This window comes from Phenylobacterium sp. FG114 (genome assembly GCF_057809855.1).
The window spans coordinates 384,594-405,556 of sequence record NZ_JBMDKU010000003.1 but is presented as its reverse complement, the minus strand read 5'-3'; the positions used below and the strand labels follow the sequence as shown (position 1 = coordinate 405,556).

Sequence of the window (20,963 nt, the reverse complement as noted above, 5' to 3'; positions counted from 1 at the left end):
ATTTCGCGCATTCAGCGGTGTGTCCGCCGCAACAATACTGGCCGGCCCGGCAGCCGGAGCGGACCCACGTCGTCAGGCGGCCTCGTAATCGCCGTCGATCCAGGTTCCGCGCACCTCCAGCGCCGCGTCGAGCAGCACCAGGCTGGCGATGCGGCCCGGTGCTATGCGGCCCAGCAGATGGTCCAGTCCCAGGAACGCCGCGGGATTGAGGCTGGCCATCCGAATCGCATCTGCGGGTTCCAGCCCCAGCAGGTCCACGCTGTTGCGGACGGCGGCGGCCATGTCCAGGTCCGACCCGGCCAGCGTGCCGTCGGCGGCCACGCAGACGCCGTCCTGCACGGTGATCTTCTGGCCCTGCAGGACGAAGGTCTTGTCGGCTAGACCCACGCTGGGCATGGCGTCGGTGACCAGCATGAGCCGGTCCAGCGGCTTGCAGGCCAGCGCCACGCGCAGGGCCGCCGGATGGACGTGCCGCCCGTCGACGATCAGGCCGCAGAAGCTGGCCTGGTCGGTCAGCGCCGCGCCCACCACGCCCGGAGCGCGGGAGGTGAGCGGCGACATGGCGTTGAAGAGATGGGTGAAGCCGGTCAGGCCCGCCGCAAGGGCCGCCTCGATCTCCTCGTAGGTCGCATCGCTGTGCCCCGCGGCGACGATCACGCCCGAGGCTGAGAGCTGGGCGATCATCTCCGGTTCGGTCAGTTCGGGCGCCAGCGTCACCAGTGTGCGGCCGGCCTTGAGCGAGCTCAGAAGCGCCCGGGCCCTGTCGTCCAGCAGGCGGAACTTGGCCTTGTCGTGGATGCCGGCCCGCGCCGCGTTGATGAACGGCCCCTCGACATGCACGCCCAGCACGCCCGGCACGCGGGCGGCGATCGCCTGCTCCACGGCGCGCATCGCGCGGTCGATGGCGTCCAGGTCGTCGCTGATCAGCGTGGGCAGGAAGCCGGTGGAGCCGAAGCGCCGATGAGCGGCTCCGATGGCGGCGATGGCGTCGACCGTCAGTTCGTCGTTGAACAGCACCCCGCCACCGCCGTTGACCTGGGTGTCGATGAAGCCCGGCGCCAGCCGGCCGCCCTCCAGGTCGAACCGTGCGTCGGCGCGCGCCAGCGCCTCGGCCTCAGGCAGGACGGCGGCGATGCGCCCGCCCTCCACCATCACGCCCAAGCCCTGGACGAACCCCTGGCCGCTGAGGACCTGGCCGTTGACGAGCGCCGTGGCCATCAGAGCGTCCTCGTGACCTTCTGCAGCCCGGGCGGACTGTCGGGATCAAAGCCGCGCGCGCGGGCGAGCTGCTCCACCATCCCGTAGAACGCCTGCACCAGCAGGATCGGCTGCAGCAATGCATGGCCAGCGCTGGCGGGCAGGGCGATAGCGCCTGCGGCCGAGCCACCCGCGAGCAGCACCTTGGCGCCGGAGGCGACCAGGTCTGCCGCCAGCGCCTCGACGCCTTCCCGCGTGGCGTCGTCCTGGGCCAGCAGCAACACCGGGAAGCCGTCGCGGGCCAGCGCCATTGGCCCGTGGCGGACCTCAGCGGCGCTGAAGGCCTCGGCGTGCAGCCCGCAGGTCTCCTTGAACTTCAGCGCCATCTCCTGGGCGGCGGCGAAGCCGGGGCCTCGGCCCACGACATAGAGGTTGCCGGCGTGGCTCAGGGCCTCCAGCGCCGCGCTCCAGTCGAGCTCGAGCGCCTGGGCCATCTGTTGAGGCAGGTCGGTCAGCGCGCGCTCCAGGGCCGCGTCCTCGGTCCAGGCCGCCACGAGCTGGGCGATGGCGGCGAGGGCGGCGAGGTAGGACTTCGTGGCGGCGACGCTGAGCTCTGGGCCGGCCCACAGCGGCAACTCGGCCTGGGCCAGGGCCGCCAGCGGCGAGCCGGGCGCGTTCACCAGGGCGACCAGCAGGGCGCCCGCGTCGCGATAGGCCTTGGCCGTCGAAAGCAGGTCGGGGCTGGCGCCCGACTGCGAGATCGCCAGGCACAGGACGTCGTCGGCCAACGGGGTGGTTTCGTAGACCGAGCTGACCGACGGCGCGGCCGAGGCTGTGATCAGGCCCGTGCGCGTCTCGATCAAGTACTTGGCGTAGGTGGCCGCGTGGTCCGACGATCCGCGCGCGCAGGTCAGCACCGAGCGCGGCGGGTGCGCGCGCAGGCGTTCAGCCAGGCGCCGGGTCGGGTCGGCGTTGCGGGCCAGCAGGTCGCGGACGGCGCGGGGGGCCTCGGCCGTCTCCTCCGCCATGCGCGTGCGCGGCCGGCGAGAGGGTCCGTTGTGGCCAAGCGTCACGGGGTTCACTCCTCGGGCCTCAAGCGGACAAGGTGTTGAGCTCGGCCACGAAGTCGTAGGCGTCACCGCGATAGTAGGACTGGGTGAACTCAACCGCCCGCCCGTCCTTGAGGAAGCCCCGGCGCTCGATGAGCAGGCCGGGATCGCCGGGGCGAACATTCAGTAGGCCGGCCTGTTCGGTTGTGAAGAGAACCGCGCGCAGGCGCTGCAGCGCGCGCACCGGGCGGTTGCCCGCTGCGGCCAGGGCCTCATAGAGCGAGGCGTCCACCGCCTGCGCCGAGGGCAGCGAAAAGCCCGGCACCGTCGAATATTCCAGGGCCATCGGCTCGTCGTCGGCGAAGCGGATGCGATGGAAGCGGTAGACGGACGAGCCGGGGCTCAGCCCCAGCACCATCGACTCCTCGGGCGTCACGGCCGCCTCGGCGCGATTCAGCCACTCGCTGCGGGGCACGCGCCCGCGGGAGATCATGTCCTCGCTGAAGGACGACAGCTTCGAGAAGTTCTTCTCGACGCGACTGGCGACGAAGGTGCCGGCGCCCTGGCGCCGCGTCAGCAGCCCCTCGGCCACCAGCCCGTCTAGGGCCTTGCGCACCGTGATGCGGGAGACGTCGAATTCCTCCGCCATGTCGCGCTCGGGCGGAAGGGCCTCGTCGGGCGCGAGCACGCGATTCTGGATCGCCTCGCGCAGCGCCTGCTGGAGCTTCTGGTAGAGGGGCCCCCGCCCGCGCTCCGCCAGCGATCCGATGAGTTGCGAAAAGGCTGGCGCCATATCCCCCGACCGTCTGAAGGCTCCTACCACACCCGAAGCTATAGGGGAGGGGAGTGACCAATTCCATACCAATTTGGCATTCGGGCTAAATTGGTCACAAATTCTTCTTGCGATTCCGCCGGAATGCGGCACTTCTAGCGTCGAACCCTGAGTGTGTGCAGGGGATTGCCCGATGCAGGACCGTTCGATTGGCCTGCGATTGGTCTTGTGGGAGCTGCCGCGCGAGCAGAGCGGCGAAGGGGAGAAGTTACCTATGAGCATTCGTAGAGCGATGCTGGCCGCCTCGACGGCCATCGCCGCGGCGATCGTGAGCCATGGCGCGGCCCAGGCCCAGACGGCCGGCGCCGAGGTGGACGAACTGGTCGTCACGGGCATTCGGGCCTCGCAGGCCGCCTCGATCGAGACCAAGCGCAACGCCGAAGCCGTCGTCGACGTGATCACGGCGCAGGACGTCGGCAAGTTCCCGGACAAGAACGTGGCCGAGGCGCTTCAGCGCGTGCCCGGCATCCAGATCAACCGGGTGTTCGGCGAGGGCGAGCGGGTCAGCATGCGCGGCCTCGCGCCCAACCTCACCCGCACGCTGCTGAACGGCCACGCCCTGGCGACCGCGGACTGGTTCATCGAGGACCAGCTCTCCGCCACGCGCAGCTTCAACTACCTGATGCTGCCATCCGAGATCATCGGCCAGGTGCAGGTGTTCAAGAGCCCCACCGCCGACATCGAGGAAGGCGGCGTGGGCGGCACGATCGACATCGTCACCCGCCATCCGCTGGACCTGCCGGCGCTCTATGCCTCGGGTTCGATCCAGGCGGCCTACACCGAGAATTCCGACAAGTTCGACCCGCAGGGCTCAGCCCTGCTGAGCTGGAAGAACGCCGACAGCACGCTGGGCGTGATGGTGGGCGGCATCTACCAGAAGCGCCGGCTTCGCCGTGACGGCGTCGAGGTGCTCGGCTACTTCGACGCCGATCCCGGTCCCGGCGTGCTCGACGCGCCGAGCCTCATCGGCTCGGCCCTGTTCCAACAAAAGCGGGTCCGCAAGGGCGGCAACTTCGAGATCCAGTACCAGCCGAACGACCGCTTCGAAGCCCGGCTGACCGGGCTCTATTCCAAGTTCGACGCCGACAACTTCAACCAGAACTACCTGGCCTGGGGCTCGAACGCGATCGGCGGCGGCGGCACGCTGACGAACACCACGGTGCAGAACGGCACGGCCATCGCCGGGCGTATCGCCTCGACGCCGACCGGCCGCGGCGTTGTCTACGACGCCATCGACCGCATCGCGAACACCGAGACGCGAAACATCGACCTCGACCTGACCTTCCATCCGGCGGAGGACTGGAAGGTGCACGCCAAGCTCGGCTACACCGACGCCGAGGGCAACACCGAGAGCCAGCCGTTCGTCGAGTTCGGCCAGGCCGCCACCTTCGACTACGACCTGCGCGGCAAGTCGCCCAAGGTCAGCTTCACGAACCTCGATCCGACCAATCCGGCGGCGATGGCGTTCGACTTCGCGTCGCTTCACCAGATCACCAACGACGACAAGGAGAAGTACGCCTACTTCGACGTCGAGAAGCGCATGGAGTGGGGTCCGCTCACCGCCATTCGCTTCGGGGTGAAGGCTACCGACCACGATCGCGACACCGACTTCCAGGCCACCACCTTCGGCGGCTTCTTCGTGCCGCTCGAGGCCTCGGGCTGCAACGGCCGCTGCACGCCGGGCGCCTTCGCCGGCCCGCTGACGCCGGGCGACTTCCTGGAGGACGTCGCCCAGGCCGGCACGCTCACCCGCTACTGGCAGGTCGACAAGTCGAAGCTCGAAAGCATCCTCTTCGGCCTTCCCGCCTCGGTGCGGGCGCGGACCCCGAACTATCCCGAGGTGTTCTCCGTGGGCGAGAAGACCCTGGGCGCCTACCTGATGGGCGATTTCAAAGGCGAGGGCTGGCGCGGCAACCTCGGCGTGCGCGTCGTCCGCACGAAGCAGAGCTCTTTCGGCTACGCTGTCGACCTGGCGCCGGGCAACAGTCCGGGCCGCGAGGTGTCCAACGCGTTCGGCGCGTTCGAAGAGGTGTCGGCCAAGCGCGACTACACCGACATCCTGCCCAGCGCCAACTTCAGTTTCGACCTGAAGGACGACCTGGTCCTGCGCTTCGCCGCCGCCCGCACGGTGGCGCGGCCGGACTTCACGGACGTGGCGCCGCGCGTCTCGCTCAACCCCGGCGCCCTGTCGGGCTCGGCGGGCAATCCGGACATCGATCCCTACCGAGCGAACCAGTTCGACGTGTCGGTGGAATGGTATCCGGCGGCGGACGCCATCGTCGCCGCGGCCTTCTATTACAAGGACATCGAGTCCTTCATTACCGATCGGCCGGTCACCCAGGTGTTCCCGATCGAGACCACAACGCCGAACCTCGCGCGCTGCATGCCGGTGGGCGGCGGCAACGCCAGCCTGTTCAACTGCGCCTTCGACATCAATCAGCGCGCGAACGGCGGCGGCGGCCGCGTTCAGGGCTTCGAGGGCAACGTGCAGGTTCCGCTGAAGTGGGGCTTCGGGGTGCAGACGAACTACACCTACTCCGACGCGAAGGCGAACAGCGGCGACCCGATGCCGGGCAACTCGAAGCACACCTTCAACCTGGTGGGCTACTACGAGACCGAACGGCTTAGCGTGCGTCTGGCCTACACCTATCGCTCGAAGTTCTTCGTCACCTTCGACAGGGCGACGCCTCTCAACCAAGGCGGCCTGGAGTCGCTGGACGCCTCGATCAACTACAATCTGACGGAGAACGTCGCCCTGACGTTCGACGCGGTGAACCTGACCGACGAGAACATCGTCCAGTACTCCGGCGACCGGTCGCGGCCTCGCGGCGTCTATGACAACGGCCGGCAATTCTACGGCGGCGTCCGCTTCAAGTTCTAGGCCGGCGGTCGCATCCTCCCCTGACTCGGGCGCGGCTCTCTTCCCCGCGCCCGTCTCCTTTCCAAGGCCGTGGCGTAGCGGAGGCGATCATGCAGGCGAGGCGTGGAATGGCCGGGGTGCTGGCCGGTCTGGGTCTCGCGGCCCTGTCCTGGCTGATGCTGCCCTCGGCCGCCGTGGCCGACAGTTTTCCGCTCACCCCGGCCCCGGCCCGGGTCGAGTTGCTCCAGGGCAGGCTGGAGGTGCGTCCGGGCGCGCCCGTCGTGGTCCCCACCGGTGACGCGGCCGCCCGGCGCACGGCGGAGATCTTGGCGGACCTTACCGCCAAGGCCGGCGGACCGAAGCTGGTGGTCGGCGGCAAGGGTCCGGGCGGCGTGCGCCTCGTCCGAGGTCCCGCGCCGCTGCCTGGCGATGAGGCTTACGGGCTCGAGGTTTCGGCCGACGGCCTGACGGTCACCGCGGCGACCGACACCGGCCTGTTCCGGGGCGCCATGAGCGCAGTGCAACTGCTGACCACGCCGGGCTCCGAGGGCCGTGTGGCCTTCGCTAAGATCGCCGACGCGCCGCGTTTCGGCTGGCGCGGGCTCCTGCTGGACAGTGCGCGCCACTACCAGTCGCCCGCGTTCATCCGTGCGCTGATCGACGCCATGGCGCTCTCGAAGCTGAACGTCCTGCACTGGCACCTGACCGACGACCAGGCCTGGCGGCTGGAGATCCGGCGCTATCCGAAGCTGACTCAGGTGGGTGGCTGGCGCGTCCCTGCCGGGCAGGGTCCCGCCGCCGACATCGATCCCGTCACCGGCAAGCCGCGCCTCTACGGCGGGGTCTACACCCAGGCCGAGGTGAAGGCGCTGGTGGCCTACGCCGCCGCCCGCCAGATCACCATCGTGCCCGAGATCGACGTGCCCGGCCACGCCTCGGCCGCCATCGCCGCCTATCCCGAGCTAGCGGCGGGCCCGAACCCGTCGAGGACCGTCCCGGCCGACTGGGGCGTCTATCCCAACCTCTTCGCCACCGACGACGCGACCTTCGCCTTCCTCGAGAACGTGCTGGATGAGGTGACGGCCCTGTTCCCGTCGACCTACATCCACCTGGGCGGCGACGAGGCGGTGAAGGACCAGTGGAAGGCCTCGCTCAAGGTCCAGGCGCAGCTCAAGGCGCTGGGGCTGAAGAACGAGGCCGAGCTGCAGAGCTGGTTCATCCAGCGGCTGGAAAAGCACCTCGCCGCCAAGGGCCGCCGGCTGATCGGCTGGGACGAGATCCTGGAGGGCGGCCTGCCGGCCAACGCCACCATCATGTCCTGGCGTGGCCTGGACGGCGGGCTGGCCGCCGCCCGCGCCGGCCACGACGCGGTGCTGTCGCCCGCGCCGCTGCTCTATCTCGACAACCGCCAGTCACGTAGTCTCCAGGAGCCGCCGGGCCGCGGATGGGTGGTGCGGCTGCAGGACGTCTACGCCTTCGATCCGGCCCCGCCCCAGCTCAAGCCCGAGGAGCAACGCCACATCCTGGGCCTGCAAGGCAACCTCTGGACCGAGCATGTCCGCACCGAGGCCCGCTTCGCCCACATGGCCTTCCCCCGAGCCCTGGCTATCGCCGAGCTGGGCTGGTCGCCGGCCGGCCGCAAGGACTGGCCCGATTTCTCGAAGCGCGCCCAGGCCGACGTCGCGCGCCTGCGCCGCATGGGCTTCCCCGCGGCCGAGTCCGTGTGGCGCACCGATCCGCCGCCCAGCCCCACGCGCCGCGATAGCCGCGAACTCTCCACCTGCGCCAACGGCCTGACCCTGGCGCTGGAGGACGACGCGCCGGTCCGTGGCGAACGCGCCATCTTCCTCACCGACATCATGAACCCCTGCTGGAGCTGGCCGGCGGCCGAGCTGGATGGCGTGACCCGGATCAAGGTCGACGTGGGCCAGGTCCCGTTCAACTTCCAGATCGGCGACGACGTGAAGAAGATCCCGCTGCAGCGGCCGAAGTCGCCCGTCGGCGACCTGGAGGTCCGCCTCGACGGCTGTGCCGGGGCCCCGGTGGCCGTCGTGCCACTGGACGCCGCCGCGAATAACTTCGCGCTGACCACGCTGGAGGTTCCGGTCAGCGCCGCCGGCCGCCACGACTTGTGCCTGAGCTTCGCCCGCGCCAGCGTGGACCCTATCTGGGCGGTCGGAGCGGTCGAGTTGGTGAAGGGCGCGTCGAAGTGAAGACAGCCTCGGTTCCGGCCGCCGCCGACGAGTTGCTCGTGCTGGGCGCGCCGATGGCCGGCTGGGCCGCGCCGCTCGACGAGGTCCCTGACCCGGTCTTCGGCGAGCGCATGCTGGGCGACGGCGTGGCTATCGATCCGCTGGACGAGCGCCTCTGCGCGCCGTGCGACGGGTTGGTGGTCGCCCTGCCGGCCACCCGCCACGCGGTGACTATCCGCGCGGCAAACGGCGCCGAGATCCTGATGCATCTAGGCCTAGAAACCGTGGCCCTCGGCGGCGAGGGGTTCACGGCGCACGTGGCGCAGGGCCAGGTGGTGCGGCGGGGCGACCTGCTTCTGACCTTCGACATGGACGCCGTGGCGCGCCGCGCGAAGAGCCTGATCACCCCCATCGTCATCACCACCGGTGACGCTTTTGAGATCGTCAGCCGTGTCACCGGCCGCGCGGTGTCGCTGGGCGACGCCTTGATGGAACTGCTGCCGACAGGGCGCGCGTCGGCGTCGCCGGAGGCCGCCGGAGCCGTCGCTGAGGGCGAGGTCTTGGTGGCCCTGCCGCATGGCCTGCACGCCCGTCCGGCCGCCCGGCTGTCGGCCGCGCTGAAGCCCTATGACGCGCGGGTCGAGCTGTTGCTGGCGGGTGGCCGGGCGGACGTACGAAGCGCGGTGGCGATAATGGCGCTGGGCGCGACCAGCGGCCGTATGCTGACCGTGCGCGCCGAAGGACGTGAAGCGGCGGCGGCGCTGGAGGCCGTGCGGACCACCCTGGCCGAGCTGGCGCGTGAGGAGGCGGCCCATCCCGATCCCGAGCCGCCGCCGGCGCCGATCCTCGCCGAGGCTCCGCCCGGCGCTTTGCGCGGCGTGCGCGCGGCGCCGGGGCTGGCGATCGGGGTCCTGATGAAGCTGCACGCCGCCGAGCCGATGGTGAAGACCGAAGCGGAGGCGCCCGACGTCGAGCGCCGCCGGCTGGCCGAGGCCCTGCGTCAGGTCGAGGGCGCCGTGCGCGCCCAGGCGGCGGGCGGCGACGCGCACCGGCGCGGCATCCTGGCGGCGCATGAAGCTTTCCTGGCCGATCCCGAGCTGCGCGATCGCGCCGAGCAGGCCATCGCCGCTGGCCGGAGCGCCGGCGTGGCCTGGCGCGAAATCTTGGGGGCCCAGGTCGCAACGCTCCGCGCGCTCAGCGATCCGCGCCTCGCCCAGCGGGCCGACGACCTGCTCGACCTGGAACGCCAGGTGCTCCTGGCCCTGTCCGGCGAGACGGTCGCCACGCCAGTCCTGCCGCACGGCGCCATCGTGGTGGCCGACGAACTGCTCCCGTCGCAGCTCCTGGCGCTGGAGGGCAGCGGCCTGGGCGGCGTCTGCACCGCGCGCGGCGGCGCCACCTCGCACGTGGCGATCCTGGCCGCGGCCATGGGCGTTCCTGCGCTCTGCGCCATGGGCCCAGCGCTGCTGGAGGCCCGCCGCGGCGTGACCGCCATTCTCGACGCCGACGCCGGCCTGCTGCGCATCGCGCCCGATCCCGAGGCTCTCGCACAGGCGCAGGCCGTCATGGCTCGCGCGGCCGAGCGGCGCCGCCGCGAGCTCGACGCCGCCAAGGCTCCCGGACACCTCGCCGACGGGACCCGCATCGAGGTCTTCGCCAACCTGGGCGCGCCGGGCGAGGCGGCGGGCGCCGCGGCCCTGGGCGCCGAAGGCTGCGGCCTCTTCCGCACCGAGCTGCTCTATCTCGACCGCGCCGAGGCTCCGACGACCGAGGAACAACAGGCCGCCTACCAGGCCGCCGCCGACGGCCTTGCGGGCCGGCCCCTGGTGATCCGCACCCTCGATGCGGGCGGCGACAAGCCGCTGGCCTTCGCGCCCGCGCCGCACGAGCCGAACCCCGCTCTGGGCCTGCGTGGCCTGCGCGCGAGCCTCCGCCTGCCCGAACTGTTCCGCGCCCAGGTCGCCGCCATCCTGCGCGTGACCGGCCCCGGCGAGCGCCGCATCCTGCTGCCGATGGTCACCGACCTCGCCGATCTGCGCGCCGCCCGTGAACTTGCCGACGGCGTGGCCCGCGAGCTAGACGTCGCGCCGGCGAAGCTGGGCGCGATGATCGAGACCCCGGCCTCGGCGTTGCTCGCCGACCAATTGGCCCGTGAGGCCGACTTCCTGTCCATCGGCACCAACGACCTGACCCAATACGCGCTGGCCATGGACCGCGAGCACCCCGAGCTGGCGCCGCGCCTCGACGGCCTGCACCCGGCCGTCCTGCGCCTGGTGGAGCTCGCCGCCCGCGCCGCCGCCGAGGCCGGCAAGCCGATCAGCGTCTGCGGCGGCCTGGCCTCCGACCCGCTGGCGGCGCCTGTGCTGGTGGGCCTGGGCGTCGGCTGCCTGTCCGCAGCGCCGGCCGCCGTGCCAAGCCTGAAGCAGCGCCTGCGCGATCTCACCCTCGACCAGTGCCGCTCGGCCGCCCAGGCCGCGCTGGCGCTCACGTCGGCTGAGGCCGTGCGCGGCATGCTGTTCGAACGCTTCCCGCCGGGAGACCTGACATGACCCTGTCCCTGGGCTCTCTGCAGCAGCTCGGCCGCGCGCTGATGCTGCCGATCGCGGTGCTGCCGGTGGCGGCCCTGATGCTTCGCCTCGGCCAGCCCGACCTGCTGGGCGCGCCCGCGCTGGCGGGGATCGCCGGCGGCGCCTTCGGCATCCTGGCCCAGGTGTTCGCCGCGGCGGGCGGCGCGGTGTTCGGCAACCTCGGCCTGATCTTCGCGGTCGGGGTCGCCGTGGGCCTGGCGCGTGAGAACCACGGCGCAGCGGGCTTGGCGGGCGTGGTCTGCTTCCTCGTCGCCACCGAGGGCGCGAAGGGCCTGCTGCAGGTTCCGCCCGAGGTGTTGGCCAACGCCGCCGAGGGCGCCAAGGACCTGGCCGGCGCGGCTTGGCGGCAGAAGGAGATCGGCAAGCTGGGCATCCCGGCCGGCATCCTGTCCGGGGTGATCTCGGGCGTACTCTACAACCGCTTCAGCGACATCAGGCTGCCGGAATACCTGGCCTTCTTCGGCGGCCGACGCTTTGTGCCCATCGTCTGCGGCCTGGCCGGCGTGGGCCTGGCGCTGGTGTTCGGCCTGGCGTGGCCGGGGCTGGAGCGCGGCATGGACGCCCTCAGCGCCGGCATCCTAGGGCTGGGGCCGGTCGGCCTCTTCCTCTACGGCGCGCTGAACCGGCTGCTGATCGTCACCGGCCTGCACCACATCCTGAACAACCTCGCCTGGTTTCTGATCGGCGACTTCAACGGCGTGACCGGTGACCTCAACCGCTTCGCCGCGGGGGACCCCACCGCGGGCGCGTTCATGAGCGGGTTCTTCCCGGTCATGATGTTCGGCCTGCCGGCCGCCTGTCTCGCCATGTACCACACCGCTCGGCCCGAGCGGCGCAAGGCGGTGGGCGGGATGCTGATGTCTGTGGGCCTGACCTCGTTCCTGACCGGCGTGACCGAGCCCATCGAGTTTAGCTTCATGTTCCTGGCGCCGGCGCTCTACGCGGTCCACGCCGTGCTGACCGGCGTGGCGATGGCGCTGATGAACGCCCTCGACATCCACCTGGGCTTCGGCTTCTCGGCCGGCCTGTTCGACTATGTGCTGAACTTCAACAAGGCCACGCGGCCCTGGCTGTTGCTGCCGATCGGGCTGGCCTACGCGGCGGTCTACTATAGCGTCTTCCGCTTCGCGATCGTGCGCTTCGACCTGAAGACGCCGGGGCGCGAGCCGGCCGGCGCGAGCCCGGCCGCGAACGCGGCGGCGGTGTCGGGGCCCCGCGGCCCGGCCTTCGCCCGCGCCCTCGGCGGAGCCGCCAACCTCGTGAAGGTCGACGCCTGCACCACCCGCCTGCGGTTGGAAGTGCGCGACCAGGCGGCGGTCGACGAGGCGGCCTTGCGGGCTCTGGGCGCGCGCGGCCTCGTGCGGCCCAGCAACACCGCACTTCAGGTAGTGCTCGGGCCTCATGCCGACCAGGTGGCGGGGGAGATCCGTGCCGCCCTGCAGGCCGGCGCGACGGGCGGCCTGGCGGCGTCGCTGCGGGCGCTGGGCGCAAGCGCCCTGGCGGTGGTCGACGGCCGGCTGGTGCTGACGGTCTCCGCCGCCGCGGCCGTCGATGTGGAAGCCTTGAAGCGGGACGGTGCGCGCGGCGTCTGGCGGCGCGACGACCAGCTCCACGTCGTGGTCGGTCCCACGGCGGCCGCCCTGGCTGCCGACCTGGCGGCGCCCTCCGCCTAGTTCAGCGCGCCCGTCGCGAACGCGCAGGCGCGACGCAAGGCGGTGGGAGAGATCGGCTTGTCCACGACGCTGGGCTTCGGCTCGTCGGCGAGGACGTCAGGGTTGCCGGTGACATAGACCACGGGGATCCGGCCCAGTGCGGCGGTGATCAGCCTGACGGCTTCGACGCCGGTGCCGGCGACGATGCGATAGTCGGCCGTGATCAGGTCCGGGCGATGTTCGCGCGCGCTGGTCAAGGCGCCTTCCGGCGTGTCGGCCACGGTGAAGCTACGATAGCCGAGCTCGCCCAACAGGATTTCAAGTTCGATGGCGATGATGGGCTCGTCCTCGATAATCAGGACGTGTCCACTGAAGTCGCTCACGAGGCTCACCCAGCAATTGCACTCTGCACCCCAGAGTGGTGCGAACCTGCGTCGGCTGCAAGGCGCCGCTGCGTGAGAGTCGTCGGGAGGCGCTAGCGGAGCGCCTGGAGCCCGGCGCGCAGCCGGATCATGCCTTGCTCGATGGCCGCGGGGTCGGCGCCGAAACCGATGCGGATATGCCCCGGCGCGCCGAAGTATTCGCCCGGCGCCACCAGCACGCCGAACTCATCCAGCAGCCTCTGGCCCAGGGCGCGGGTGTCGTCGACGCCGACCACGCGCGGGAAGCACATGCAGCCGTAGGGCGGAAGGTCGCCCGAGAGCAGGCCGTCGCTGACCAGGGCGGCCAGATGCCTCTCCACCACGGGCCGGGTCGCCGCGAGCACCGAGCGCCAATGGGCTTCGAAGGGCCCGGGGTTCTCCAGCACGTGGGCCGCAACCGCGTGCGACAGCTTCGAGACGCCCATGTCGCCGTCCGGCGCGCTGAGCCGCAGCTGCGCGACCAGGTCGGCGTCGCCCGCCAGCCATCCGAACTTCAGCGAGAACAGCCCGAACACCTTGGTCAGGCTGGAGACGGAGATGACGTTGGGCGCCAGCGTTCCCGCCGGCGCCGCGCGGGTGTCCGCCGCGAACTCGGCATAGACTTCGTCCACCACCAGAACCGCGCCCACGCGGGCGGCGACCTTTGCGGCGGCGGCGATCTCGGCGGCGTCCAGCCGCATGCCCGTCGGATTGTGCAGGTTGGTGATGAGCACGGCGCGGGTGCGGGGGCGCAGCTTCGCGGCCAGGGCGTCCAGGTCGATGCGATAGTCCGGCGCCGGGCGGACCAGGTCCTCGACCACCGCGCCTGCGGCTACCGCCTGGCGGGCCAGGATGTCGAAGCCGGGCGTCTCGACCAGCACGTGGTCGCCGGGGCTCACCAGCGCCTTCAACACCATGCCGAGGGCGCCGGTCGCGCCGGTGGCGGTCACGATCTGGTTGGGCGACAGGCCATAGCGGCGACAGAGGGCGCCGACGGCGTAGCGGTTGCCGTCGGCGAAGACACTGACGTAGCGCGAGGTCACGGTCGGCGAGAACGCGCTGCGCACCACGTCCATCAGGGCCTCGGTCGGCTCCGCGATGGTGCTGTCCCACAGCATGGCCACATCGGCGCCGGTCTCGCGCACCCGCACGACGGCTCGCCCCCAATCCGCATAGGACGCCGCGTCGAACAGACGGGCGGCCGCAGCGCGGGGCGGGGCGCCGGCCGCGCCTGGCAGATGGGCTGACGTCAATGAAGCATCCTTACGCGCCGCCCTGAATCCGGCGGTTTTCCTTAGTTTAGGCGCCGGCCCCGGACTTTCTTTGCGAATTCACCCCCGCAGCCCCTACATCGCGAGGGTGCTATTCGCGTGGTCCCGGCAAGGCGCATAAGTCATGCACGGGTCGCGGCGGCGAATGGCGAGGCGGCGGCGTCGGCGCATCCGCAGGTCCGACAACGAAAGGAAAATCCGCGCGGCGGGGGCTAGTCTCCTCGTGAGCTGGGGATATCGGATGACCAAACTGCGCAATGGCGGGCTGGCCGCGCTGGGCCTCGTGTTGCTGGCGGCGGCGCCCCTGGCCGCCCAGGCCCAGGCGCCGGCAACGCCCACGACAGATGGCGCGCGCGCGCCCCGCATGGCGGTGACGAAGCACGAGGGCGTCTTCAACGGCCAGAAGCTGAAGTACACGGCGACCGTCGCCGAGACCGTCCTGACCGACGCCGCGGGCAGGCCGGCCGCGACGGCCACGACGATCGCCTACGTCCGTGATGGGGTGAAGGACCGGACCAAGCGGCCGGTCATGTTCATGTTCAACGGCGGGCCTGGCGCCTCGTCCTCGCCGCTGCACATGAGCGCGCTGGGTCCCTACAAGCGCACCAGGACCGCCCCCGACGACCGCAGCGGCGGCGGCTGGGAGCCCAATGCGACCAGCCCGCTGGACGCCGTCGACCTGGTGTTCATCGATCCCGTCGGCACGGGCTTCTCCCGGCTGTTCTCCGGCCAAGACGGCAAGGCCTTCTATGGCAACACCGGCGACGCCCTGGCCGTGAAGACGGTCATCCAGGCCTGGCTCAAGGCCAACGGGCGCGAGGCCTCGCCGCGCTACCTGGCGGGCGAGAGCTACGGCACCACCCGGGCCGCCACGATCGTGAAGCTGTCGAAGGACCTGCCGTTCGACGGCGTCCTGCTGATCGCCCTGGCCGGCGAGACCCCCGGCCGCGAAATGCCCTACGTCGTGGCCCTGCCGACCATGGCGGCCGGCGCCTGGTATCATCGGAAGATCGACCGCGCGGGCCGCACCGTCGACCAGGTGTTCGCCGAGGCGCTGCAGTTCGCCCGCACCGAATACGTCACCGCCCTGATCCAGGGCGGCAGCCTGCCGCCCGCGGAGAAGCGCCGGATCGCCGAGAAGATGTCGGCCTTCGTCGGCCTGCCCGCCGACCTGATCGAAGAGAAGAACCTGCGCCTGTCCAAGAACGACTGGATGTTCAACATCCTCAAGGACAAGACCCTGCGCACGGGCCTGCTGGACGTGACCATCACCGCGCCGCTGGAGCCTGGCCAGGACGGCGCCATCGACGACCCGGCCCTGGGCGTCGTGCCCAAGCGCGCTGCGGGCGCGCCGGCCGCCCCGCCGCCCAGTCCGGCGGCCCTCGGCGCGATCCCGAGCCCGGTCGTGGGCCGCTACATCAACGAGGTGCTGAAGTACCCGGCGACCGACCCGTACTACGGCGTGAACTTCCAAGTGAACTCGGCCTGGACCCACGAACGCGGCGCCAATCCCTACGACGCCTTGGGCCAGGCCATGCGCGAGAACCCGAAAATGCGGCTCTTCTGGGCGGCAGGGTACTACGACCTGACCACCCCGTCCTACGCCGGCCGCTACGTGCTGGACCAGGCGGGCGTGCCCGGCGCCCAGCTCACCGCCGCCTATTTCGCCGGCCCCCACGGCGTCTACGACCACCCGGAGAACCTGGCGGCGTTCGACGCGGCGGTGCGGGCGTTCGTGACGCCGAAATAATAACCCGGAGGGGCTGCACGTCCCATCCCGAAACGCCACGCCCAATGGGTCCCGGTCTTCGCGTAACGGCGAAGCCGGAATGACAATCGTTGGGTTGGCGGCGGGGAGGGCGGTTCGACGCGTTGCGGGCCGGGTCACCTGCGCGGAGGGCCGGTGGATCGTCGGGGCAAGCCGTTCGGCAGCCCGCCGGGCCGGTTGGGCGGCGGCAGGGTGAGGGTGGCGGTTCCGCCGGAGAGGCGGGATCGGAGCGGCATCGCGATAGGCGCCGCAGCCACGGTGTGGACGCCCACACGGTCGAGGAGCTCGCGCAAGGTGGGGAGTTCAGCCGCCTGCGGCAGCAGCGTCTCGGCGTCGTCGGCGACGCTGCCCAGGGTGCGCAAGAGAATCGGGAAGCTGGCGCTCTCCGTCTCGCGATCGCGGTCGCGCTCGTCATAGCGTTCAGGACGCTCAGGCCCCTCGGCGCGCTCCGCCTCAGGGCGTTCAGTTTCGGGGCGCTCGGTTTCGGGGCGCTCGATCTCGACCCGCGCCGGCATGCGCGTCTCGCGCTCAAGGCGCAGGGCCAGCGCGATGGAGAGGCGCACGGAGGCGAAACTGCGGTGGAAGGCGTCGAAGAGGGCCAGCTTGCGGTCGAGATCCTCCTCGACCTGCGCCGCCTGGGCGAAGGCCATGCCCAGGGCGTGCGCGGCGGCGCGCATTTCGTCGAGCTGGGCGGTCTCGGCTTGCATGGGAACAAAAGTAGAACGTTGAGGCTGGGCCGTCAAGTCTCAGCGCGGCTGGCAATCTGGCGACACGTCGGATTCTCGCCAGCAGCCTGGGGACCGCCATCGACCCATCGCCGACATTGAGACGGTCGGACTGACCTTAGCTTCGGCAGCGGACCCCGACACGATCTTCCTTGGCGAGCCCCCATCCGCAGTAAGGCCATGGCATCTCTTCGGCCGATTTCGACACGTCGAACGTGTCATTGCCGATGGTGAAGCTCCGCGCGTCACACGACATGCGCGGCCCAAGGGGCGGCTCACGGGCCATGAGCAAGGTGGCGGTCCATACTGTGCCTCCGTCAGGCCCATGACGGATACTCACATCGCCGACTTCCGCCTTCACCTTCGCAGCGAAACCATCTGCGACCTGGGCGCAGCGCGCCGCCACCGGATCGTTCTTTTCCCGCGCAAGGATACTGGCGTCCTTTGGTGCGACCGTCATGCCGACCTGAGGGATCGAAGGAGCCCTTTGATCTGCGACTGTCCCCGCCTGAAGAAGCAACGCCGCCACTGCGGTCCAAACTGCGCTCGCCATGCGGCAGTCTGACGACGGGCGATGGCCGCTGTCCACCCCGGCTTGACGTAAGAACGTCCGCTCCCGGGTCAAACGGCTGAGGTCAGCTATCGGGCCGGCAGCCAACGGGCGAAATCGACCCGTTGCGGACGTCACCGCCGGAGCGCGTAGCGCCCGAGTGCGACTAGGCCGCCATACACCGCGCACCCCATGGCGAAGTATATTCCAGCGGCACCTAACCGCTCGGGCACCGACATGATCGATGCGCCCGTGAAAACGAAGACGAAGAGCGCCGTTAGGCCCGCCAGTATGAACACTAGGCTCCAAGGGAGACGCGCCAACCACTTCGCCAATCGTGCAGTCACTGTTCCAAAATCCCCGACAATGGTGAAGCTAGGCTAGTCACTGCAACCGCCCGTTGCTAGGTCCGCAAATAGACCCGTTGCGGACCCCATCGTCGGCTGCGAGTTTGGCCAGATGATCCTGCATGATGCCGACTCTGAGAAGGCGTTTACGGCGCCCTTCGATGGTCGCTTTCCGTATGACGAGCCGTCAGCTTCTGCCCTGGTCGGACAGGGATGGGCAATCTCGCTCAACGCAGCATTCTGCGTCTTGCACGAGCTATGTCGGCCGCCCCGTCACGGCCTCGTCGAGAAATCGCGACTACGCGACCTCGTTTCGGAATGGGTGGCTGGTCCCGATCATCCCCTCAAGTCGCCGGTGCTTCAGGCCGCTCACGCTCTGATCGACGGCGCGTCGCTCCCCTGGCAGCAAGGCGTCAGGCTGATGAGGCACGTCGGCGATTACGACGGGCAGCGGGCGGCGCTCTCAATCATCTACTTCGCATCCGACTGCGACTCGCCCGAAGGCGATGATGCGCTCACCCTTGCCGACGCCGAGATACGAGCGAGGTGGGATGCGAAAGGCATCTAGCGCGATGTCCGCAACCCACCCCCTGCGGAACCTCGCAGCGACCACTCTGCGCCTACTTCGTCGCCTCTCTGATCAGCGTCCGCACGTCGTCGGCGAAGGCCTCGGCGGTGTCGCCCAGGTACAGCATGTGGCCCGAGGCGTAGCGGCGGAGCATGACCCTATCCATCGGCATCTTGGCCTGTTCCACTGAGTACTCCGCCGGCGCCGGATGGGTGGTGAGGTCGTAGTAGCCCGAGGCCACCAGCACCCGCAGCTTCTCGTTCCGGCGCATGGCCACGGCCAGGTCGGTGGCGAAGCTCTGGCCCGGCGGCACGCCGCGGCGCTCCCAGTTCCAGGACGGCAGCAGGTCCTTCCAGACGATGGCGCCGTACGGCCGGTCCATGTCGATCTTCAGGTCGTCGGCGACCATCTGGTGGAAGGCGGCCACGAAGCCCGGCACATAGCGGCCCATGGCGGGATCGTCGCCCACCGGATCATTGCCGCTGCCGGCCAGGGGCAGGGTGTAGCGGCTGTCGTAGGCGCCCACCTGCAGCCCCTTGTCCGCCAGGATCATCCGGCCGAAGGCGGCGTCCTGGATCGACAGGCTCTTCTCATAGGCCTGGGCGGGCACGCCGGTGTAGCCGGCCAGCCGCTCGGCCATGGCGGTCCGCTCGGCCGGCGTCAGCGTGCCGGCGGCCGCCTTCTTCAGCGCCTCGACGTAGTCGCCCTTGGCGAAGGCCAGAACCTCCTGGTGGAAGGTCTCCAGGCCGCGGCCCTTGCGGTCGATCTTCTGGTGGTACCAGGCGGTGTCGGCCATGGCCGGAAGGCTGAGGGCGGTCCGCATCTCCGGCCCTTCGTCGCCCGGCTGGCCGATGCGCGCGTTCAGCGTCGTGCCCAGCAGGATCACGCCGTTCAGGGTGATGCCGCGCATCGTCCCCACGTAGAGCGGCCCGCCCATCAGGGCGCGTGGCAGGACGGCGGCGCGCACCGAGCCGTAGCTCTCGCCCATCACGAACTTCGGCGAGTTCCAGCGCCTGTGCTCTGAAAGCCAGAGCTCGATGAACTGGCTGACCGTGTCGGCGTCCTCGTCGACGCCCCAGAAGTCGGCGGTCGTCCCCTTGCCGACCACCTTGGACCAGCCCGTGCCCACCGGATCGATGAACACCAGGTCGGCGACATCCAGCAGGCTGTAGGGATTGTCCGCCACGCCGAAGGGCGGGACGTTAGAGGGGTTCACCTCCTGGTTCAGCACCACCCGGCGGGGGCCCACCACACCCATGTGCAGCCACAGCGACGACGAGCCCGGTCCGCCGTTGAACACGAACAGCACGGGGCGCTTCGGGTCGCCCCCTGTTTCTTTAGATGGGCCGTCCTTGAGGTAGCTGAACGAGAAGATCGAGCCGATCGGCTCGGCGGCGCGGTTGTAGAGATAGGTCTCGCCGGCGATGGCCGTGTAGGGGACCTTCACGCCCTTGACCGTGATCGTCCGCTTGCTGACGAACCGCTTGGGGGCGGGCAGCGGCTCGACCGGGCCGGGCGCGGTCGGTCGCGACATCGGGATCGAGAACGGGCCGGCGTTGGCGGCGGCAGGCGGCGCGGCGGGGGCGGGCGCCTGGGCGAAGGCGGAGGTGGCCGTCAGGGCGGTGGCGGCGAACAGCGCGGCGAGCTTCACGCGGGCGGGGCCTTTGGCAGGACGGCGAGTAGCCGGTCGATGTCGTTCATGTCGTTGAACACCCCGAGCGAGACGCGGAAGCGGTTGGCGCTGACCGTCAGGCGCAGGTCGTTCTTCGCCAGCAACTCGCCCAGCTTGGCGCGGGCGTCCTTCAGCGCGAAGGCCACCAGCGGCGTGCGGCTGCCGAGCGGCGTCAGCGGCTGATAGCCCCGGCGGCGCAGCTCGCCCTGCACCGCGTCGGCCATCGGCTGGCGCCAGGCCTGGATGTTCTGCACGCCCAGCTTCTGGATGAAGCCCAGGCTGTGCTCGAGCTGGACGACGCCGGTCCACGAGGTGGTGCCCATGGCGAAGTCGCCGGCGGCGCCCTTGGCGTAGCCGTAGTCGGCGACGGTCTCGCCGGGCGGGTCGAACGGGAAGACGTGGGTGACGAACCGGCCGCCCACCTGATGGTAGCCCCACCAGGGCCGCTGGATCTTCTCCTGCAGCTCCCGGCGGACGTAGAGGAAGCCCAGGCCGAAGTCGCCCATCAGCCACTTGTAGGAAGAGCAGGCCGCGAAATCGACGCCGGCCGCGCGCAGGTCCAGCGGGGTCGAGCCGGCGCCGTGGACGATGTCGGCATAGACATAGGCGCCGTGCGCATGCGCCAGGTCGCAGACGGCCTTCAGGTCGTGCTCGAAGCCGTTGGTGGTGGAGACGTGGCTGATCGAGACCAGCCTGGTCTTGTCGTTCACCGCCGCCGCCATGGCCTTCATGTCGATGCGGCCTTCGGGCGTCATCGGCAGGGTGACCACGTCGACGCCCAGCTTGCCGAGCTCGCCGTAGGTGTAGAACGAGCCGAAGAAGTGCAGGGCGTCGGTGACGATCCGCCCGCCGGCCTGCGGATAGCCCAGGGCCTGCAGCACCAGGTTCTCGCCCATGGTGGTGGACTGGATGAAGGTGAGCTCGTCCGGCGCGGCGCCGACCAGGGCGCCGAAGCCCTCGATCACCGCCTTCTCCTTGGCGTCCATGGAGTAGCCGGTCCACAGGCCGTCGCGGGTCTTGTAGCGGAGGTATTCTTCCAGCGCCGCCTTGGCGCCCAGCGGCATCGGGTGCGTCGAGCCGGCGTCCAGGTAGACGTACGGCATCTTGGCGAAGGCCGATCTGGCGGGGAGGGTCGTCGTCGTCGCGCCCGCCGGCGGAGTCGCCGCCGGCGCCTGGGCCGCGTGGGCCAGTCCGGGCGTGGCCGCCGCGGCGGCCACCAGCGCTCTACGGGTGAACTTCATCGGACGTCCTGCCTCCCGCGGATGCTAGCGCCCGGCCGCCGAATTATCCT

15 protein-coding genes are annotated in these 20,963 nt (G+C 70.4%); 6 read left to right on the top strand and 9 right to left on the bottom strand.

Going from position 1 to position 20,963, the window contains the following annotated elements; genetic code table 11:
* Positions 1-72 precede the first annotated feature (72 nt).
* The 3 genes from nagA to ACODSY_RS07260 all read right to left on the bottom strand — a co-directional run bounded on the left by nagA (position 73) and on the right by ACODSY_RS07260 (position 3,039).
* Entirely contained in the window at positions 73-1,218 is a 1,146-nt protein-coding gene (gene nagA, locus ACODSY_RS07270) for an N-acetylglucosamine-6-phosphate deacetylase (RefSeq protein WP_488951040.1), read from the bottom strand.
* A complete protein-coding gene (locus tag ACODSY_RS07265; protein ID WP_488951089.1) occupies positions 1,218-2,225 on the bottom strand; it encodes an SIS domain-containing protein in 1,008 nt (335 codons plus the stop codon). The genes nagA and ACODSY_RS07265 overlap by 1 nt, the downstream gene beginning before the upstream one ends.
* A 64-nt stretch (positions 2,226-2,289) precedes the next feature.
* Positions 2,290-3,039, bottom strand: a complete 750-nt coding sequence (locus ACODSY_RS07260; protein WP_488951039.1) for a GntR family transcriptional regulator — start codon at positions 3,037-3,039, stop codon at positions 2,290-2,292.
* 253 nt (positions 3,040-3,292) lie between these two features.
* Between ACODSY_RS07260 and ACODSY_RS07255 the strand changes: the two genes are divergently transcribed.
* The 4 genes from ACODSY_RS07255 to nagE all read left to right on the top strand — a co-directional run bounded on the left by ACODSY_RS07255 (position 3,293) and on the right by nagE (position 12,391).
* Positions 3,293-5,959 carry a TonB-dependent receptor gene (locus ACODSY_RS07255; RefSeq protein ID WP_488951038.1) on the top strand — a complete coding sequence of 889 codons (2,667 nt, stop codon included), beginning with the start codon at positions 3,293-3,295 and terminating at the stop codon, positions 5,957-5,959.
* An 89-nt stretch (positions 5,960-6,048) separates the two neighbouring features.
* Complete coding sequence (locus ACODSY_RS07250; protein ID WP_488951037.1) at positions 6,049-8,151, top strand: family 20 glycosylhydrolase; 2,103 nt, start codon at positions 6,049-6,051, stop codon at positions 8,149-8,151.
* Between the two features lie 53 nt (positions 8,152-8,204).
* Positions 8,205-10,679 carry a phosphoenolpyruvate--protein phosphotransferase gene (gene ptsP, locus ACODSY_RS07245; protein WP_488951088.1) on the top strand — a complete coding sequence of 825 codons (2,475 nt, stop codon included), beginning with the start codon at positions 8,205-8,207 and terminating at the stop codon, positions 10,677-10,679.
* Positions 10,676-12,391 (top strand): N-acetylglucosamine-specific PTS transporter subunit IIBC, encoded by a 1,716-nt coding sequence (gene nagE, locus ACODSY_RS07240; protein WP_488951036.1) that lies wholly within the window; start codon positions 10,676-10,678, stop codon positions 12,389-12,391. The genes ptsP and nagE overlap by 4 nt, the downstream gene beginning before the upstream one ends.
* Here nagE and ACODSY_RS07235 read toward each other — a convergent pair.
* Both ACODSY_RS07235 and ACODSY_RS07230 read right to left on the bottom strand, forming a co-directional pair.
* Complete coding sequence (locus ACODSY_RS07235) at positions 12,388-12,753, bottom strand: response regulator (RefSeq protein ID WP_488951035.1); 366 nt, start codon at positions 12,751-12,753, stop codon at positions 12,388-12,390. The genes nagE and ACODSY_RS07235 overlap by 4 nt on opposite strands.
* A gap of 92 nt (positions 12,754-12,845) precedes the next feature.
* Positions 12,846-14,024 (bottom strand): pyridoxal phosphate-dependent aminotransferase, encoded by a 1,179-nt coding sequence (locus ACODSY_RS07230; protein ID WP_488951034.1) that lies wholly within the window; start codon positions 14,022-14,024, stop codon positions 12,846-12,848.
* Between the two features lie 259 nt (positions 14,025-14,283).
* On the opposite strand from ACODSY_RS07230, the gene ACODSY_RS07225 reads away from it, so the two are divergent.
* On the top strand, positions 14,284-15,792 hold the full coding sequence (locus ACODSY_RS07225) for a S10 family serine carboxypeptidase-like protein (protein ID WP_488951033.1): 1,509 nt from the start codon (positions 14,284-14,286) through the stop codon (positions 15,790-15,792).
* A gap of 134 nt (positions 15,793-15,926) precedes the next feature.
* Here ACODSY_RS07225 and ACODSY_RS07220 read toward each other — a convergent pair whose 3' ends face one another.
* Both ACODSY_RS07220 and ACODSY_RS07215 read right to left on the bottom strand, forming a co-directional pair.
* The gene (locus ACODSY_RS07220) at positions 15,927-16,517 is read right to left on the bottom strand and encodes a hypothetical protein (RefSeq protein ID WP_488951032.1); all 591 of its coding nucleotides are present in this window, start codon (positions 16,515-16,517) and stop codon (positions 15,927-15,929) included.
* A 136-nt stretch (positions 16,518-16,653) separates the two neighbouring features.
* Complete coding sequence (locus tag ACODSY_RS07215; protein ID WP_488951031.1) at positions 16,654-16,995, bottom strand: hypothetical protein; 342 nt, start codon at positions 16,993-16,995, stop codon at positions 16,654-16,656.
* 549 nt (positions 16,996-17,544) lie between these two features.
* Here ACODSY_RS07215 and ACODSY_RS07210 point away from each other — a divergent pair.
* Positions 17,545-18,000 (top strand): hypothetical protein, encoded by a 456-nt coding sequence (locus ACODSY_RS07210; RefSeq protein WP_488951030.1) that lies wholly within the window; start codon positions 17,545-17,547, stop codon positions 17,998-18,000.
* 52 nt (positions 18,001-18,052) lie between these two features.
* Here ACODSY_RS07210 and ACODSY_RS07205 read toward each other — a convergent pair whose 3' ends face one another.
* Both ACODSY_RS07205 and ACODSY_RS07200 read right to left on the bottom strand, forming a co-directional pair.
* On the bottom strand, positions 18,053-19,651 hold the full coding sequence (locus ACODSY_RS07205; protein WP_488951029.1) for a S10 family peptidase: 1,599 nt from the start codon (positions 19,649-19,651) through the stop codon (positions 18,053-18,055).
* Positions 19,648-20,913: an aminotransferase class V-fold PLP-dependent enzyme gene (locus ACODSY_RS07200; protein ID WP_488951028.1), complete on the bottom strand. Its 1,266-nt coding sequence runs from the start codon at positions 20,911-20,913 to the stop codon at positions 19,648-19,650. Before ACODSY_RS07200 ends, ACODSY_RS07205 begins: the two co-directional genes overlap by 4 nt.
* Between the last annotated feature and the right edge of the window lie 50 nt (positions 20,914-20,963).

Coding starts and splice junctions, on each gene's coding strand:
- nagA (WP_488951040.1), bottom strand. CDS start 1,218: ATGGCCACGGCGCTCGTCAACGGCCAGGTCCTCAGCGGCCAGGGGTTC.
- ACODSY_RS07265 (WP_488951089.1), bottom strand. CDS start 2,225: ATGGCGGAGGAGACGGCCGAGGCCCCCCGCGCCGTCCGCGACCTGCTG.
- ACODSY_RS07260 (WP_488951039.1), bottom strand. CDS start 3,039: ATGGCGCCAGCCTTTTCGCAACTCATCGGATCGCTGGCGGAGCGCGGG.
- ACODSY_RS07255 (WP_488951038.1), top strand. CDS start 3,293: ATGAGCATTCGTAGAGCGATGCTGGCCGCCTCGACGGCCATCGCCGCG.
- ACODSY_RS07250 (WP_488951037.1), top strand. CDS start 6,049: ATGCAGGCGAGGCGTGGAATGGCCGGGGTGCTGGCCGGTCTGGGTCTC.
- ptsP (WP_488951088.1), top strand. CDS start 8,205: ATGGCCGGCTGGGCCGCGCCGCTCGACGAGGTCCCTGACCCGGTCTTC.
- nagE (WP_488951036.1), top strand. CDS start 10,676: ATGACCCTGTCCCTGGGCTCTCTGCAGCAGCTCGGCCGCGCGCTGATG.
- ACODSY_RS07225 (WP_488951033.1), top strand. CDS start 14,284: ATGACCAAACTGCGCAATGGCGGGCTGGCCGCGCTGGGCCTCGTGTTG.
- ACODSY_RS07220 (WP_488951032.1), bottom strand. CDS start 16,517: ATGCAAGCCGAGACCGCCCAGCTCGACGAAATGCGCGCCGCCGCGCAC.
- ACODSY_RS07215 (WP_488951031.1), bottom strand. CDS start 16,995: ATGACGGTCGCACCAAAGGACGCCAGTATCCTTGCGCGGGAAAAGAAC.
- ACODSY_RS07210 (WP_488951030.1), top strand. CDS start 17,545: ATGATCCTGCATGATGCCGACTCTGAGAAGGCGTTTACGGCGCCCTTC.
- ACODSY_RS07200 (WP_488951028.1), bottom strand. CDS start 20,913: ATGAAGTTCACCCGTAGAGCGCTGGTGGCCGCCGCGGCGGCCACGCCC.